The organism is Blochmannia endosymbiont of Camponotus sp., from assembly GCF_023586085.1.
Taxonomy (GTDB): Bacteria; Pseudomonadota; Gammaproteobacteria; order Enterobacterales; family Enterobacteriaceae; genus Blochmanniella.
Window position 1 is genome coordinate 579,804 of sequence record NZ_CP097757.1, and the last position, 17,866, is coordinate 597,669.

General features: G+C 29.1%; 15 protein-coding genes. 14 read left to right on the forward strand and 1 reads right to left on the reverse strand.

Annotated elements, in window-relative coordinates:
* Window positions 1-1,229: 1,229 nt before the first annotated feature.
* From sdhC to ybgF, 14 genes are all read left to right on the forward strand, one after another.
* Complete coding sequence (gene sdhC, locus M9400_RS02450; RefSeq protein ID WP_250232271.1) at window positions 1,230-1,637, forward strand: succinate dehydrogenase, cytochrome b556 subunit; 408 nt, start codon at window positions 1,230-1,232, stop codon at window positions 1,635-1,637.
* Complete coding sequence (gene sdhD / locus M9400_RS02455; RefSeq protein WP_250232272.1) at window positions 1,613-1,960, forward strand: succinate dehydrogenase, hydrophobic membrane anchor protein; 348 nt, start codon at window positions 1,613-1,615, stop codon at window positions 1,958-1,960. Before sdhC ends, sdhD begins: the two co-directional genes overlap by 25 nt.
* The gene (gene sdhA, locus M9400_RS02460) at window positions 1,961-3,742 is read left to right on the forward strand and encodes a succinate dehydrogenase flavoprotein subunit (RefSeq protein ID WP_250232273.1); all 1,782 of its coding nucleotides are present in this window, start codon (window positions 1,961-1,963) and stop codon (window positions 3,740-3,742) included. It begins immediately after the preceding gene.
* A 17-nt stretch (window positions 3,743-3,759) separates the two neighbouring features.
* The gene (locus M9400_RS02465; RefSeq protein ID WP_250232274.1) at window positions 3,760-4,500 is read left to right on the forward strand and encodes a succinate dehydrogenase iron-sulfur subunit; all 741 of its coding nucleotides are present in this window, start codon (window positions 3,760-3,762) and stop codon (window positions 4,498-4,500) included.
* 219 nt (window positions 4,501-4,719) lie between these two features.
* Window positions 4,720-7,578 (forward strand): 2-oxoglutarate dehydrogenase E1 component, encoded by a 2,859-nt coding sequence (locus tag M9400_RS02470; protein WP_250232275.1) that lies wholly within the window; start codon window positions 4,720-4,722, stop codon window positions 7,576-7,578.
* Between the two features lie 18 nt (window positions 7,579-7,596).
* Window positions 7,597-8,850, forward strand: coding sequence for a 2-oxoglutarate dehydrogenase complex dihydrolipoyllysine-residue succinyltransferase (odhB, locus tag M9400_RS02475; RefSeq protein WP_250232276.1), 1,254 nt, complete (start codon window positions 7,597-7,599; stop codon window positions 8,848-8,850).
* A gap of 123 nt (window positions 8,851-8,973) precedes the next feature.
* Window positions 8,974-10,164 (forward strand): ADP-forming succinate--CoA ligase subunit beta, encoded by a 1,191-nt coding sequence (gene sucC / locus M9400_RS02480; protein WP_250232277.1) that lies wholly within the window; start codon window positions 8,974-8,976, stop codon window positions 10,162-10,164.
* Window positions 10,148-11,023: a succinate--CoA ligase subunit alpha gene (gene sucD, locus M9400_RS02485; protein ID WP_250232278.1), complete on the forward strand. Its 876-nt coding sequence runs from the start codon at window positions 10,148-10,150 to the stop codon at window positions 11,021-11,023. Before sucC ends, sucD begins: the two co-directional genes overlap by 17 nt.
* Window positions 11,024-11,322: 299 nt before the next feature.
* On the forward strand, window positions 11,323-12,066 hold the full coding sequence (gene tolQ, locus M9400_RS02490) for a protein TolQ (RefSeq protein WP_250232279.1): 744 nt from the start codon (window positions 11,323-11,325) through the stop codon (window positions 12,064-12,066).
* The gene (locus M9400_RS02495; protein WP_250232280.1) at window positions 12,035-12,460 is read left to right on the forward strand and encodes a biopolymer transporter ExbD; all 426 of its coding nucleotides are present in this window, start codon (window positions 12,035-12,037) and stop codon (window positions 12,458-12,460) included. The genes tolQ and M9400_RS02495 overlap by 32 nt, the downstream gene beginning before the upstream one ends.
* 107 nt (window positions 12,461-12,567) lie before the next feature.
* A complete protein-coding gene (gene tolA, locus M9400_RS02500; protein WP_420022269.1) occupies window positions 12,568-13,344 on the forward strand; it encodes a cell envelope integrity protein TolA in 777 nt (258 codons plus the stop codon).
* Between the two features lie 152 nt (window positions 13,345-13,496).
* Window positions 13,497-14,789 (forward strand): Tol-Pal system beta propeller repeat protein TolB, encoded by a 1,293-nt coding sequence (gene tolB, locus M9400_RS02505; protein WP_420022276.1) that lies wholly within the window; start codon window positions 13,497-13,499, stop codon window positions 14,787-14,789.
* A 61-nt stretch (window positions 14,790-14,850) separates the two neighbouring features.
* The gene (gene pal / locus M9400_RS02510) at window positions 14,851-15,375 is read left to right on the forward strand and encodes a peptidoglycan-associated lipoprotein Pal (protein ID WP_250232708.1); all 525 of its coding nucleotides are present in this window, start codon (window positions 14,851-14,853) and stop codon (window positions 15,373-15,375) included.
* Window positions 15,376-15,431: 56 nt separating this feature from the next.
* A complete protein-coding gene (gene ybgF / locus M9400_RS02515; RefSeq protein ID WP_250232281.1) occupies window positions 15,432-16,172 on the forward strand; it encodes a tol-pal system protein YbgF in 741 nt (246 codons plus the stop codon).
* Between the two features lie 575 nt (window positions 16,173-16,747).
* Here ybgF and pgl read toward each other — a convergent pair.
* Window positions 16,748-17,761 carry a 6-phosphogluconolactonase gene (pgl, locus tag M9400_RS02520; RefSeq protein WP_250232282.1) on the reverse strand — a complete coding sequence of 338 codons (1,014 nt, stop codon included), beginning with the start codon at window positions 17,759-17,761 and terminating at the stop codon, window positions 16,748-16,750.
* Between the last annotated feature and the right edge of the window lie 105 nt (window positions 17,762-17,866).

Here is a 17,866-nt window from a genome sequence, read left to right on the forward strand (position 1 = left end):
TTATTTAATACAATAAAACCCATGTAACCTAAAGTTGTAATTATTACCATATCTAATAACATCTATAGATTAAACCACACTGTATCAGTAGTATTTTCAATATATAAATAAATCTATTATTATTTTTATAAATTATCTTATACATTCTTTAAACTACTATGCTAAATAATTACGATTTACATATATCTATTTAAATGTGATCATAAACACATTTGTTGATAATAAAATCAACAAGATGCATAAAACAAAAATACAATTTATTATTAGTTTTACAATAAATATACAGATAATCCATTATATAAAAGTACAACATAATACACGATCAAAATTAACATACAAACTTATTGTTAAGAATGAACAAAACTTGGTCTTAATACATTCTCAAAATAACACAAATATTAATACTGAATAAAAACTAAAAATATTCTTAGACAAACCAATCTATAACATATTTTACATTCATTAAAATAATTACAAATTTTGTAGTTATTTATATGCTACATGCTTTGTAATCTATAACTTCAATAATTTCTAAAAATTTAATGAAAATACACTAATATTTTTTATTTATTATAAATTTACTATCAATTTAATTATTTTTGTCCATAAACAATAAATTTTTAAAATCTATAAAATTAATAGGCATAATATCAAAATTACAAAATAAAATGTCCACACCAGTTATTAACTTGTATCTTACTAAACTATACATATCTCTTCTTTAAGAAGACTGATGAATACTTCAATTTTTTTACAAAATAAGTATGCCCAACTTTAGCCTATATCAGGATAAGGTGAAAAATAATAAAAAAATTTAATTTGGTGATTATATTATTAGGATTCTGAAATTTTCAGCTTTTTAAAATTTTCACCTTATCCTGATATAGGCTAACAACCAAAGTTATAATTAATCTTTCCCCATTATTATAAAATATATTATTTATCAAACATAAAAACAACTGAATCCATTTCAAATTTTATAATATTATTAAATTGTTAATAATATACAAGATATAGTATTACATATAGGCTTATCATTTGTTATAATACAATGGAGATTAACATAACTTAAAGATTTTAGATTTAAAGATGACATATTATTAAAATAATTATATTTGCAATATAAATCATAATAATAATCATTAGTTATCTGTTGTTGTATGACTTTATATATAAATCATCATCATTATGATGATATGTTTGCCATTATATAACTTAAGAGTATTTATATGATCAAAGAAAATCGAAAACCAATACATTTAAATCTAAGAACCATACAATTCCCTATCACTGCTATTGCTTCCATTTTGCATAGAATCTCAGGAGTGTTGTTATTCATAATCATGGGACCAATTCTTTGGTTATTAAAATTATCTTTATCTTCTAATAACGAATTTTATAAAATTTATAACTTTTTACTAGTAAATTACTATATTTCAAAATTTTTATTTTGGATAACTATAATAGTGATAATTTATCATATAGTCGCTGGCATTCGTCAAATTTTAATGGATTTTGGATATTTGGAGCAAACACTATTAATGGGAAAAATAAGTGTAAAAGTTATATTTATCTTAACTATTTTATTATCTGTTTTAAGTGGAATTTTAATATGGTACCCATTAAATCGACCTTGAAACGTCATGGAGTATATGAATGGTTATTGGTCCGGTTTTCCGCCATTCTAATATTATTATATATTGTATATATATCTATTTTTATTATTTTTACTAATACCTTATCCTATGATGAATGGTATGATTTCTTTGGTAAAAACACCACCAAAATTTTTAGCATAATGGCCCTAATTTCCGCTTTAAGTCATACTTGGATTGGCATACATCATGTGTTAGAAGATTATATAAAATCAATTATATTAAGACGAATAAGCATATGGATAACCAATTCTGTATTATTCATATACCTATTATTAGGAATAATTATTATTTGGAGTGTATAGATGCGCCATCATATACCAATTAAAGAATTTTTTTCTGTTGTCATTGGAGCTGGCGGAGCAGGTATGCGCGTTGCCCTGCAAATTTCTAAAATGGGATTCTCTTGTGCCCTAATATCCAAAGTATTCCCTACACGTTCGCATACAGTGTCGGCTCAAGGAGGAATTACAGTTGCTCTTGGTAATAATCACGAAGATAATTGGCAATGGCATATGTATGATACTATTAAAGGATCTGATTATATAGGCGACCAACATGCCATTGAATACATGTGCAAAACAGGACCCAAAGCAGTCTTAGAATTAGAACATATGGGATTACCATTTTCTAGGTTAAAAAACGGTCGCATTTACCAACGTCCATTTGGAGGACAAACTTTACATTATGGCAAAAAACAAGCAGCGCGCACCGCTGCAGCTGCTGATCGTACTGGACATGCGCTATTACATACTTTATATCAACAGAATTTGAAAAATAAAACAACTATATTCTCAGAATGGTACGCATTAGATTTAGTACAAAACCAAGACGGAAGAATACTAGGTTGCACTGCTTTTTCTATTGAAACAGGAGAATTAGTATATTTCAAAGCACGCGCTACAGTACTTGCGACTGGAGGTGGAGGACGTATTTATCAATCCACTACTAATGCTCATATAAACACCGGGGATGGAATTGGAATGATATTGCGTGCAGGTATTCCTGCTCAAGATATGGAAATGTGGCAATTTCATCCTACTGGTATAGCTGGCGTTGGAATTTTAGTAAGTGAAGGATGCCGTGGTGAAGGGGGGTATCTTTTAAATATTTTAGGAGAAAGATTTATGGAACGATATGCGCCTAAAGCAAAAGATTTAGCTAGTAGAGATGTAGTAGCTCGAGCAATTATGCTAGAAATTCAAGAAGGTCGAGGTTATTCAGGCACATGCGGTCCCCATGTCAAATTAAAGATAGATCATTTAGGCAAAGAATTACTAGAATTACGATTACCTGGTATTTTAGAATTAGTGCGTACTTTTTCCTATATAGACCCTGTAAAAGAATTAATTCCAGTGTTTCCAACTTGTCATTACATGATGGGTGGTATCCCTACGACAATACACGGAGAAGTAATCACTATAAATGATTCAGGCATAGATACAACAGTACCAGGTTTATTTGCAGTTGGAGAAACTGCTTGCGTATCAGTACATGGTGCAAATCGACTCGGTGGAAATTCTTTGCTAGATTTGATCGTATTTGGGCATGCCACTGGAGCATATATACAATCATATTTATCAGAAGAAGAATGGCCAGTTCGTGGACCTACCGATTCTGATATTGAAATATCATTAGCCCGTTATATTCGTTGGAATAATAATAAATCAAGCGAAAAAGAAGACCCAGTAACAATACGTCAGGATTTGCAATTGTGTATGCAAAATAATTTTTCTGTTTTTAAAGAAAAAGAAAAAATGTTAAAAGGTTTATCAGAACTAAAAGAAATACGTAATCGATTAAATTATGCTACTCTAAGCGATAAATCTTACACATTCAATACACAACGTGTTGAATGTTTAGAATTGGATAATTTATTAGAAACTGCTTATGTAACCGCCATGGCTTCAATTTTTAGAACTGAAAGCAGAGGAGCTCACAGTCGTTATGATTTCCCTACGCGTGATGATAAAAATTGGCTATGTCATACATTGTATTTACCAAAAAATGACCTTATGATCCGTCGTAATGTAAATATGCAACCAAAATTTCGTCCTCCTTTTCCTCCAAAAATCCGTGTATATTAAAAATAGAGTCTTAACGTATGAAAATTAAATTTTCTATTTATCGTTATCATCCTGAATTCAATAAAAATCCTTATATGAAAAATTATACTCTTAATTTATTACATGCAAAAAATATGACGTTATTAGATGCTTTAATCAAATTAAAAGAACAGGACCCAACTTTAACATTTCGTCGTTCTTGTAGAGAAGGAGTATGTGGTTCTGATGGAATGAATATAAATGGCACAAACAATCTAGCATGTGTCACTTCCCTAACAAAATTATATGATGATAATCATCATAATGTAATTGTAGTACATCCATTGCCTGGATTTCCAATAATTCGTGATTTAGTAGTAGATATGAGTCAATTTTACCTTCAATATGAAAAAGTACAACCGTTTCTAATTAATGATCACTCCAATCAACAATCTAAATTGTCACACGAATATTTACAATCTCCAGAGGAGCGCTCTAAATTAGATGGATCTTATGAATGTATATTATGTGCGTGTTGCTCCAGTTCTTGCCCCTCTTTTTGGTGGAATCCGGATAAATTCATTGGTCCCGCTGGATTATTAACATTATATCGTTTTTTAATGGATAGCCGGGATACTAATCATAAAGAAAGACTGAAGAATTTTAAAGATTCTTTTAGCGTTTTTCGTTGTCATAACATTATGAATTGCGTTAATGTATGTCCTAAAAAATTAAATCCAGCTAAAGCCATAGGTCATATTAAACGAATATTAGCAAAAAATGCAATAAGCATTAAATAACATAAAATGCAAATAATAATAACTATTAAAAAATAATTTAAAATAACATACAGATAAAAATTTAATGAAAATATCAACATTATCCGTACACAATTATAACAATTAATATAGTTAAAAATCAATTTATTAATAGTATAATGCTTTATCAAATTAGTTAATTTAACATTAGGTATTTAGACATTAAAAATATAAATATAACAGAATACAAGGATTTTTGTAATGTATAATAACACACTAAAACAATGGTTAGATTCCTCTTATTTGTCAAAAAATAATCAGTCTTACATAGAGCAAACTTATAAGGATTTTTTAAAAAATCCTAATTCTGTAGATTCTAGTTGGATAAAAATCTTCAAACAATTATTTATTGAAAAAAAATATGAACATAAATTTCTTGATAATTTAACAAATAATACCTATATTCAACTAAAAAATAAAACTATACCTAATGAATCATATATCAAAACTAATACGTACTGCAGCAATATTACTTATACACAGATAGCACAATTGATAAATTCTTTTAGAACATATGGGCATCAACATTCTACATTAGACCCTTTAAGATTATGGAAGCATATATCTAAAAATAATCTTTTAAACTTAAAAAATTATAATTTCTCCTTGCAAAATATTCACAAAAAATTCGATATGAAAATTTTTGGAATAAACAAAGAGTCAATGACTTTATCAGAAATATATCAATTCCTTAAAAAAACTTATTGCGACTCTATAGGCATAGAATATATGCATATTCTTGATATAGATATAATGCTGTGGATTCAAAATTATTTTGAATCCACAGCAGGAATATTTGATTTTAATTCTGATGAAAAAAAACAATTTCTTAAAGAAATAATTGCAGCAGAAGGAATAGAACGCTATTTAGCAACGAAATTTCCAGGAGTTAAAAGATTTTCATTAGAAGGAGGTGATGCTTTAATTCCTATGTTAAAAGAAATTATACGTTATTCCGTCTGTCATCAGAATATTAAAGAAATATTTTTAGGAATGGCTCATCGTGGGCGCCTAAATGTTTTAATTAATGTTTTAGGCAAAAACCCTCAAGATTTATTTAATGAATTTTCCGATAAACACCAAACTACATTTGGAAGTGGTGATGTCAAATATCATCAAGGATTTTACTCAGATATTACGGTTAATAAACAAATTATACATTTATCTTTATTATGCAATCCTTCCCACCTCGAAATTGTTAGCCCAGTAGTCATGGGGTGTGCTAGAGCACGAATTGATCAACTACTTAAAAAATCGACCTATAACAATGACAAAAAAGAACATAACACAGTACTTCCGATCTCAATACATGGAGATGCAGCAATCAGTGCGCAAGGAATAGTTCAAGAAACTTTTAATATGTCTAAAGCTGATGCGTATGACGTAGGAGGAACAGTACATATTATTATCAATAATCAAATAGGATTTACAACATCGAATATCCATGATATTCGTTCTACACAGTATTGTACAGATATTGCAAAAATGATACAAGCTCCTATCTTTCATGTTAATGCGGATGATGTAGACTCCGTTATTTATGTTACTCGTGTTGCGTTAAATTTTCGTAATACTTTCAAACGTGATGTAATGATTGATCTAATTTGTTATCGTAGACATGGACATAATGAAGCTGACGAACCTAGTGTCACTCAACCTCTTATGTACAAAAAAATTCGTAATCATCCAACTTTACTCAGTATTTATTCCAATATTTTAAATAAAAATGGGATACTAAGTATAAATGACACCTCTAACATAATTAATGCGTATCGTGAAAAATTAGATAAAAAGTGTTGCGTTCTACAAAAATGGCAACCAATTCATATTCGCAATTCCCTGTGCACAAATAATTTAAATAATAATAAAACCACGCTGTATTCTGATAAAATAGATAACCAATACTTAAAAAAATTAGCCTATCGTATCAACGATATTCCATCAAGTATCACTATGCATTCTAGAGTAGCAAAAATATATCATGACAGAATAGAAATGGCGTTAGGTAATAGATTGTTTGATTGGGGAGCAGCAGAAATTCTGGCATATGCAACTTTATTAGATCAAGGAATTTCTATTCGTTTATCCGGAGAAGATGCTGGACGAGGAACATTTTTTCATAGACATGCTGTGATATATGATCAAAATAATGGAACAAAATTTACTCCTTTAGCGTATTTTAATAAAAAATCAAATGGAAAAGGATCTTTTTACGTCTGGGATTCAGTATTATCTGAAGAAGCAGCTTTAGCATTTGAATATGGTTATGCCAGTTTGTCAAATAATATGTTAGTAATTTGGGAAGCACAATTTGGGGATTTCTCTAATGGAGCGCAAATCGTCATTGATCAGTTTATTAGTTCTAGTGAACAAAAATGGGGTCAATTATGCGGGCTAGTAATGCTTTTACCTCACGGATATGAAGGTCAAGGACCAGAACATTCTTCTTCCAGAATAGAACGATATTTACAATTATGCGCTGAATATAATATATACATCTGTGTACCTTCTACCCCAGATCAGCTCTATCATATATTACGTCAACAAGCAACATATAGTATCAAAAAACCACTAATTATTATATCTCCAAAATCCCTATTAAGACATCCCATGGTGACGACCTCATTAGAAAATTTAGTACACGGATCATTTAAAACAGTATTTAATGAAATAGATAATAATATCATTCCACATCAAACCAATCATGTGATAATGTGTACTGGAAAGATATATTATGATTTGTTAAATCAACGACGTAAAAATAAACAATATAATATAGCTATTATTCGTATTGAACAGCTATATCCCTTTCCTTATGAAAATGCACGAACTATTCTTAATTCCTATTCGAATGTAAAAAATTTTACTTGGTGTCAAGAAGAACCTAAAAATCAAGGAGCTTGGAATTATATACAACATTATCTTCGCAACATAATACCTGCACATATTACATTAAACTATATAGGACGACCTGATTCTGCCGCGCCTGCAGTAGGATTTTTTTCAGTACATCAACAACAACAAAAAAAAATAATTGACGATGCATTAAATATAAATTAATTTTTAAAAGGATATAAAATGAGTAGTGTAGACATTTTGGTTCCGAATTTACCTGAATCAGTTGCAGACGCCACCGTTGCTGTTTGGCATAAAAAAGTAGGCGATAAAGTTAGCCAAGATGATATCTTGCTTGAAATTGAAACAGATAAAATAATGCTAGAAGTACCTGCGCCAGACACAGGAACATTAGAATCAATTTTAGAACAAGAAGGATCAATAGTAATATCTGGTCAGATTGTGGCACGTCTAAATATTATTGATCAAATCGTTGCTAAAAAAGATATAAAACAAATAATTAAAAATCAAAAATCTGTTGCATCAATAGAATCTCAGGAACATATCACCACCCAAAAAAATGAGGAGGAACATCATAAAATTTTAACCCCGTCTATTCGAAAATTAATAGCAGAACACAATTTACAATCAAAAAATATTAAAAGTAGCGGAACAAAAGGACGTCTAACTCGTCAAGATGTAGAAACACATATTCATTCCACAAAGGAAACACACTATACCGATCAAAAAAATTATATAGACACAAACCATCATCAAATAAAAAATATAAAAAATGATCGTAAAGACACACGTATCTTGATGAGCCGCTTACGCAAAAAAATTTCAGAACGTCTGCTGGCCGTTACTAACACTACAGCTATGTTGACTACTTTCAATGAAGTTAATATGCAACCCATTATGATATTGCGGGAAAAATATGGAGAATTATTTGAAAAACGTTATGGAATTAAATTAGGGATAATGTCTTTTTACGTAAAAGCAGTTTTAGAGGGTTTAAAAAATTTTCCTGCAATCAATGCATCCATTGATGGAGAAGAAATAGTATATTATAATTATTTTGACATAAGTATTGCAGTATCCACAGTACGTGGATTGATTACACCAGTATTACGAAATATTGATACATTAAGTATATCTGACATCGAGAAAAATATAAAAACTTTAGCTGAAAAAGGAAAAAATGGAAAACTAACAATTGAAGAATTAAATGGCGGTAATTTTACTATTACCAACGGTGGGATTTTTGGCTCATTAATGTCCACCCCTATTATTAATCCTCCACAAAGTGCCATTCTCGGCATGCATGCAATAAAAGATAGACCTATGGCTTTAGATGGACAAATAATAATTTTACCTATGATGTACTTAGCCTTGTCTTATGATCATAGACTAATAGACGGGAAAGATTCAGTAAGCTTTTTAGTATATATTAAAGAATTACTAGAAGATCCAATGCGTTTATTTTTAGAAATTTAATTATAATCATATCATATATACGTATAATCATATAATATGCGTATATGGCTAACTAATTAGTATTATTAGTTTTTTAATTATTATATGAATCTTCAGAAACCACTGTAAAAATGGTTGCGTATTATGAATCTATATGAATATCAAGCAAAAGAACTGTTAATAAAGTATAATTTGCCTGTTTTAAAAGGTTACCTGTGCAATAATTTAATGGATGTAGAACAATTTATATCGTCGTGTAGTATAAAAAACGGCCCATGGGTAATAAAATGTCAAATACAAGCAGGTGGGCGCGCAAAATCTGGCGGAGTGTGCATCGTACATAATACAACAGATATATTATCTTTTTCCACTAAGTGGCTTGGCAATAGTTTAATAACATATCAAACAACGGATACCGGGGAATTAGTAAATTCTATTTTAATAGAACCATCCGTTAAAATTATTCAAGAACTTTATTTAAGCATACTTATTGATAGAGATGAATCACAAATAATATGCATAGCCTCTACACAAGGCGGTACAAACATTGAAAACATAGTACAAAAAACACCTGATCTTATCCATAAGATCACTATAAATCCTTTAGTTGGAATATATCCTTATCAAGGACGAATTTTGGCATGTAAGTTAGGTTTGTCTGGAGTCAAAATAAATCAATTTGCTAAAATTGTCGTTGACGCGACACATATGCTTCTCAAAAATGATCTTATGTTAATAGAAATAAATCCATTGGCTGTCACTGATAATGATCAATTTTTTTGTTTAGACGCTAAAATTATTAGCGACCATAATGCTACATTTAGACAATCAGAATTATTAAATATATGTGCTATAAATAAAACCTATAATACATTACCCGATAACCAATGGGATTCTATCAACTATGTTCCGTTAGATGGAAATATTGGTTGCATGGTCAACGGAGCTGGATTAGCTATGGCTACTATGGATGTAATTAAATCATTAGGTGGCATGCCTGCTAATTTTTTAGACATCGGAGGAAATGCTAATAAAGAATGTATAATGTCATCTTTTTATATGATTTTAAAAGATACTAAAGTAAAAGCAATACTCGTAAACATATTTGGAGGTATTGTATGTTGTGATTTAGTTGCTGACAGTATAATAACCGTATTGTCTGCATATAATGCAACACATATTCCTGTCGTAGTTCGATTAGAAGGAAACAATGCTGCATTAGGTACTAATCGATTAATTGACAGCAAATTAAACGTTGTTGTTACCAATAACTTAGTTTATGCAATTCAACAAATTGTAACCGCGGTAAAATTAAACAATGCCAATATTAATTAACAAAGATACAAAAATAATTTGTCAAGGATTTACTGGTAAGCACGCTAGTTTTCATTCTAAGCAAGCATTAAGGTATGGTACGAAAATTGTAGGTGGAGTTACTCCAGGAAAAGGAGGAAACGTTCATCTCGGATTGCCAATATTTAATACTGTTAATGAAGCAATAAATAATACTCATGCAACAACTTCTATTATTTACGTACCCGCTCCTTTTTGTAAAGATGCGATTTTAGAATCAATCCATGCAGGTATTAAATTAATTGTTTGTATTACCGAAGGAATTCCGATATTAGACATGTTATTAATAAAACAACAATTAAAAAAACATAATACCTGTATGATTGGACCAAATTGCCCAGGAATTATTACTCCAGGACAATGTAAACTTGGGATAATGCCAAGTGATATTCATAAACCAGGTCATGTAGGGATTGTATCCAGATCAGGTACTTTAACATACGAAGTAGTAAAACAAATAACTGACCTTGGATTAGGCCAATCTACATGCGTTGGTATTGGAGGAGATCCAATACTCGGTTCTAGTTTTATTGATATATTATCATTATTTGAACAAGATCCCCAAACGTTATTAATGGTAATGATTGGTGAAATAGGAGGGAGATCTGAAGAAAAAACAGCGATTTATATTAAAAAGTACATTAAAAAACCAGTAATTGCATATATAGCTGGAGCTACTGCCCCCAAAGGGAAACGTATGGGACATGCAGGCGCCATTATTTCTGGAGTTGGTAGTACTGCTTACGAAAAATGTGCAGTTTTATCTAAATCAGGAGTACACGTTATTAATAACTTCACTACCATTGGCCAATATATCAAATCTATCGGCACAGAACAATAAAAACAACATTTATATTAAATATATATAACACTTCAAGTATAATGGTGTTATTTAATAAAATCTGCGGCTTTGAGGACTTAATAATTTTATTTTTAACTACACATGTAAGTTGTGTTTTACTCTATATGCTTTCAAAAATGTTATTAGTATTAATAGTTTTTTATAAAAACTATATTTTACAATTATTATGTATATAATTATACTATATTAGTCTAAAATACCTTTAATATGATTAAAGGTATTTTCTGTAATAATTTGTATTATAAACCCTGATGTAACATAAAAATTAATAATCAGATATGAATATCTTTAATTTACTTTTAGAAGCTGATATTTTAGTACAAATTAGTATATTCATTCTACTTGGATTTTCTATCTTATCTTGGAGTATCATCTTCCATCGTGTTTTCGCACTTAATATAGCTCATAAAAAATTAAAATTATTTGAAAATGAATTTTGGTCTGGAATAGACTTAGCCAGTTTATATCAAAAATCTTTATCTCGTCGTAATAAATTAAACGGCGCTGAACAAGTTTTTTATATAGGTTTCAAGGAATTTTCTAGGCTATATCAAATGAAACATTGTTCATCTGAAATAATAATATCCAGAACACTAGATACTATGCATACTGCAATAAATATAGAACTAAAAACCTTAGAAGATTATATCCCATTAATTGGTACAATAGGATCCATTAGCCCATATCTTGGCTTATTTGGAACCGTACTGGGAATTATGCATGTTTTTGTCGAATTAGGTAAAACTACTAATAATACCGCTACTCAGATGATTCATTTACAAATCATTGCACCGGGTATTGCTGAATCATTGGTTGCTACAGCAATTGGTTTATTCGTAGCTATTCCAGCAGTCATGGCATTTAATTATTTAACTACACAAATAAATAATTTAGATCAAGATTATAATAATTTTATAGAAGAATTTATAGCAATTCTATATCGTCAGATTTTTCTTAATCTTGACGCTGTGCTAAGTAAGGAAAATAAACATGAAGAAACAGAGAATAAAACGCGCTATTAAATCAGATATTAACATCATACCGTTTTTAGATATATTATTAGTTCTTTTAATAATTTTTATAATAATACCGTCTAAATTAATACAAAGCTTTGAAGTAAATCTTCCAAACAGTGAAGTAGCAACAAATATTGTCAGTAATGAAAAACTTATAATGACCATTGAAATTTTAGGAATGGGATTTTATAATCTGATAATTAACAATAAACACATGAAGAAAATATGTCTAGATCAGATTTCATCAGAAGTGAATAACCAAATATATATTACCCCTGATATTACATGCCTGATTGCTGCTTCTAAAGCCATAGCGTATGATGAAATCATTAAAGTGTTAAGCTTACTCAGCAAAATTGGTGTACACTCTATTGGAATGATAACAAATCCTACCACTTAAATATATAAAAAGATCTATATTACTCAATGAGACTAGCATATTTACTTAATAAATATAATAAAAAACTCAAATTTGCTATTATAATATCGATTATTATACATGCGGTTATGTGTTTATTGTTAAATAAACACATAACCGCAAAAAAACAGCAGTATACTACCAATACTACTGATAATAAAAAACCAATTAATACTTTTATACAAATGCCTGATGCGAAAATAGAAAAAAAGAAAAATCAAGATCAATCAAATCGATTAAAAATAACCGAAACACAACGTCCGTTGGAAGGACGCACGATAAATAACATCACTGAAAAAAAGAAAAATCAAGATCAATCAAATCTATTCAAAATAACCGAAACACAACGTCCGTTGGAAGGACGCACGATAAATAACATCCCTGAAAAAAAGAAAAATCAACACACTACATCCACAAAAAATACACTAGTACATAATGAACCAAACAATATACTTCATGATTCTAACGTATTAAACAATCTATTAAATACACTAATTAATAAGCAAAATTCCGTAAAAAATAACGAAAAAATTAAATTAAACTTTATAATAAAAAAAAATAACAATCATGGTGATATCACAAGCAACATAATTAAAAACAATGAGATTAATACATATAAACGCATGATTAGTGAATCAATTCAAAAAAAATTTTATAATGCCTCTAACTATGCTGGTAAAAAATGTGACCTGCGCATCAAATTAGCACCTGATGGTACCTTGTTGTCAATAACCGCCATATCTGGAGATATTTCGCTATGTCAAGCGGCAACTATCGCTACTAAATCAGCAAAGATACCCAAACCACCAAATACAGATGTATATGAAGTCTTTAAAAATATAATTTTAAATTTTTCTCCTCAATAAACTAAATATTTACACATTCATAAAATAAGAATATATTAATCTATTAAATAAATTTAATTTTCATGCAAAATTTTTCAATGCATTTAATAATTAAAAAAACTAATAAACCATCAATATGGAAAAACTGGCTGATACGAATATCTTTATCAATAATGTTAATATTATATTTGTACCAATTTTCATTACTGGCAGATATGCATATTGAAATCACGTGCGGAGTAAATACTGCGTACCCCATTGCTGTAATGCCTTTTGAACATATCAATAATCAAAATGAAAAATCTGAATCAGATGAAGATATAGCATTAATAATAGCCTCCGATTTACGCAATAGTAGTAAATTTAATACTGTACCCGTAGAGTATTTACCACATAAACCTGCCAAAATATCTGATATAATTCCAACTTTTTGGGAAAAATTGGGCATTAATACTATTGTATTAGGAACAACACATATAAACTACGATGGGAATTACATTATTTCATATCACTTAATAGACACTTCTAATAATCCTGCTTTGATAATTTTAGAAAACCAATATTCAGTAGAAAAAAAATGGCTACGTCATGCGGCTCACACTATAAGTAATGAAATTTTTGAAAAATTAACCGGTATAAAAGGTGCATTTTGTGCACGTATTGCTTATATATCACATATCGATGATCATAAATATCCCTATGAATTACATATTGCTGATTACGATGGTCATAACCAAATTTCAATTTGCCGATCAACTGAACCATTGATGTCTCCAGCCTGGTCTTCAGATGGGGAAAAAATTGCTTATGTCACTTTTGCTTCTGGTCATTCAGAACTTGTTATTCAAACATTACGAACTGGATTAATTAATCATATTGTTAATTTTCCAAATCATAACGGAGCTCCCGCTTTTTCTCCCGATTGTAAAAAAATAGCTTTCGCATTATCAAAAACAGGTAGCTTGAATTTATATATTATGGATTTAGAATCTGGAGAACTTAAACAATTAACTAAGAACAGAAATAATAATACTGAACCTAGTTGGTTTCCAGACAATAAAAATATAGCTTATACTTCTGATCAAGGAGGAAAACCACAAATATATAAAATTAATATCAATACTACTGATACCCAAAGACTATCTTGGCTATACACTAGTAATCAAAATCCACAAGTTAGTTCAGACGGAACATTTATAATGATGGTAAATAGACATCAAGGGAAACAAAACATTGCTAAATTAAATTTATTAACTGGTCAAGAAGAAATATTAACAGATGTATTATTAGCTGATACCCCTAGTATAGCGCCTAATAATACCATGGTGGTGTATAGCAGTATTAAAGATTTTACAGCAACATCCAATTTAGAATTAATTTCTACAGATGGACATTTTAAAGCTCATATAAAAGGAGGGAAAGGGAATATAAAATTTCCTACTTGGTCTCCATTATATGTAAAATAAAATATACAGCTATTTCCATTACAATCAACAATTTGATAAAATTATGAGTAATGAACATATAATGAAATTAAATAATTTTTTTAAACAATTAATATTTGTAGCAAATATAAGTGTAATTATAACCGCATGTTCTGTGTTCCCCAAACGCACTATTATTCATAACCAGGAACAAATGGAACCGGATCCTTTTAAACAGATTAACATAAACAATAATAAATTAATCGATGAAAAATTAGAGCTAAAAACACAAGAATTACAATCTAACAATATTGTTTATTTTCCTTTAGATCAATATGATATTTCTTCGCAATTTTTTTATACGTTAAACATTCATGCTAATTTTTTATATAATAATCCATCGTATCGTATTAAAATTGAAGGCCATGCCGATGAACGAGGTACCCCAGAGTATAATATTGCATTAGGTGAACGTCGAGCTAACTCAATAAAATTATATCTACAAAGTAAAGGTATATTACCCGGACAAATATTTACTGTATCCTACGGTAAAGAAAAACCAGCTGTACCAGGACATAACGAGGCAGCTTACTCTAAAAATAGACGTGCTGTATTAATATATAAATAATATTTAATATAATGAAATTATTACTATTTTTGTTTAAATTATACATAGTCATCATTATGGTCACTGGGTATTTTAATATTACAAATTATAATATTGTATACGCCAAAAACACAAACAATAAAACATATAAGAATCACAGCATCAATCAATTACATCAAATATCCGACGCTCACAGTCAATGCTTAATTCAAATACAACAACAATTAGCTGAAAATCAACAAGATATTGACATATTACGTGGATATATTCAAGATATGCAACATCACATATCAGAAATTATAAATAATCAAAATGAATCATGTCAAAAAATAAATAATATCTTAAAACAATATAGCGATAAACATTGTTCCAATAATGATTCTGACACATTATCCATTAACTCAAACACTCAAAAACATCAAGAAATTAATAACGCAATAATAATTGATGCCGATACTGCTTATAAAAAAGCAGTATTATTGGTATTAGAAAAAAAACAATACAATCAAGCAATAGAAGCCTTTCAAAATTTTATAAAAAACTATCCAAAATCAACTTATCAAGCTAATTCTCATTATTGGTTAGGACAACTTTATTACAACAAAGGAAATAAAGACGATGCTTCTTATTATTTTGCGCTAGTAGTCAAAAATTATCCTAAATCAATAAAAGCATCAGACGCATTATTAAAAATTGGCATCATCATGCAAGAAACAGAACAAAAAGATAAAGCTAAAGCAATATATAGGCAAGTAGGCAAATTATACCCTAATAGTGACGCAGCTAAACAAGCGCAAAAACGTCTAATACACTTATAATATAAGGACACATATTATATGTAGAAATATATAATATTAATTACACGATTACAAATAAACAATAATTTAATAGACTAACATTAAATACTATAACATTAAAATGTAATGAAATTAAAATTCTATTAAACCGAATTTAAACTCAAAGGTATATATAATTTTTATATTATTATTGTCTTTATTTTCAAATTTATTATGAACAATTTCTCTCAATAATTAAAATACTATTATTGATATAGTATTAAATGCTACTAAATAATAACAAAATAAAATAAAAAATAATAAAGAAACCCAAAACCATCTACAATTATCATTGCACTTTATAATAAGGACACGGAGCACAATCTATTTCAATCATAATTATAAACTCTATTTAATATTTAAATGCAAATTATTACTTAGCACATTTATAGTTAAATCTTATTATATAAGATATATCCCCGTACCTTTTATAATAAACACACAAATTGCAGCAAAAACAGTAATACAGGCTATTATTAATAATAATAATAACTTATAGACTCATATATAATTAAATTACATAAGAAATATATCATGACATAACTAATTTTATACATTTATTCATAAAAAGACACTATATTGACCCACATAGGACCTTTTCCTGCCAAATAACGAGATAATATGGTTAATTTCCCGCTATTTGTATCAATTTGATACAAAGAAATATAATTTGATTTTTGACCTGCAACAACCAAAAATTTTCCTTTATAATCAATTGCAAATCCACGCGGCTGTTCCTCAGTAAATTGGTAGTCAACAAATTTTAATTCTTTTGTGTCTTTTGACACTTCAAAACAACTAATGATATTAGCAGCTCTGTCAGAACAATATAACCAACGGCCGTTAGGAGTAATATGTATGTCAGCTGCCCAACATCGTTCAAGATTTATATCTTTAGGCATTAAACTTATTGTTTGCATAATACTTGGAATTTTTTGTAAACTACCGTATTTTATGACATCAACAGTACTCGTCAATTCATTGATTATATACGCATAATAACTAAAATTATGAAAAATCATATGACGAGGACCAGAACCAATATTAGTTTTAATAATACATGGATTATCTGGTATTAAAGTACCAAACGAATTTATTTTAAATAACCTAATAGAATGCTCTTGTAAACATGGAACCCAAAGTGAGGCTGCACATTTATTATCTATGTTAGCAGAATGACAACCTAACAAGCCTTCTATAATTTGTATTGGATAGCGTCTAAGTACCCCTAATCTACCTATAGGAATAACACTTACTGTGTTATTCCTATAGGATGTACAATACAAAAATTTACCTTTTTTATCACTAATCAAATGGGTAGGACTACTGAGTAATTCGATTGTTCCAACATCTGTTAGCAATCCCTCCTGACTTATACGATAAGTAGTAATTCCAAAGTTAGGACGCACTCCAACATATAAAAATTGTTTATTAGGGTGCGCAGCTATAGGCTGCGCACCCCCTAAAGTAGATACTACCTGAATTAATTTTAATAGTCCATGAACATCATCCAATTTCCAAACAGAAATTTGTTGACTTTCTGGACTTGCTACATAAATAATTTGCATCATACATTTATTTATTTTTATGATAATATGCTACGTATAAACTCTAAAATCATATCTCACGTTATATCACATATATGTATAAAACCTACAAAATCATACTAAATAATT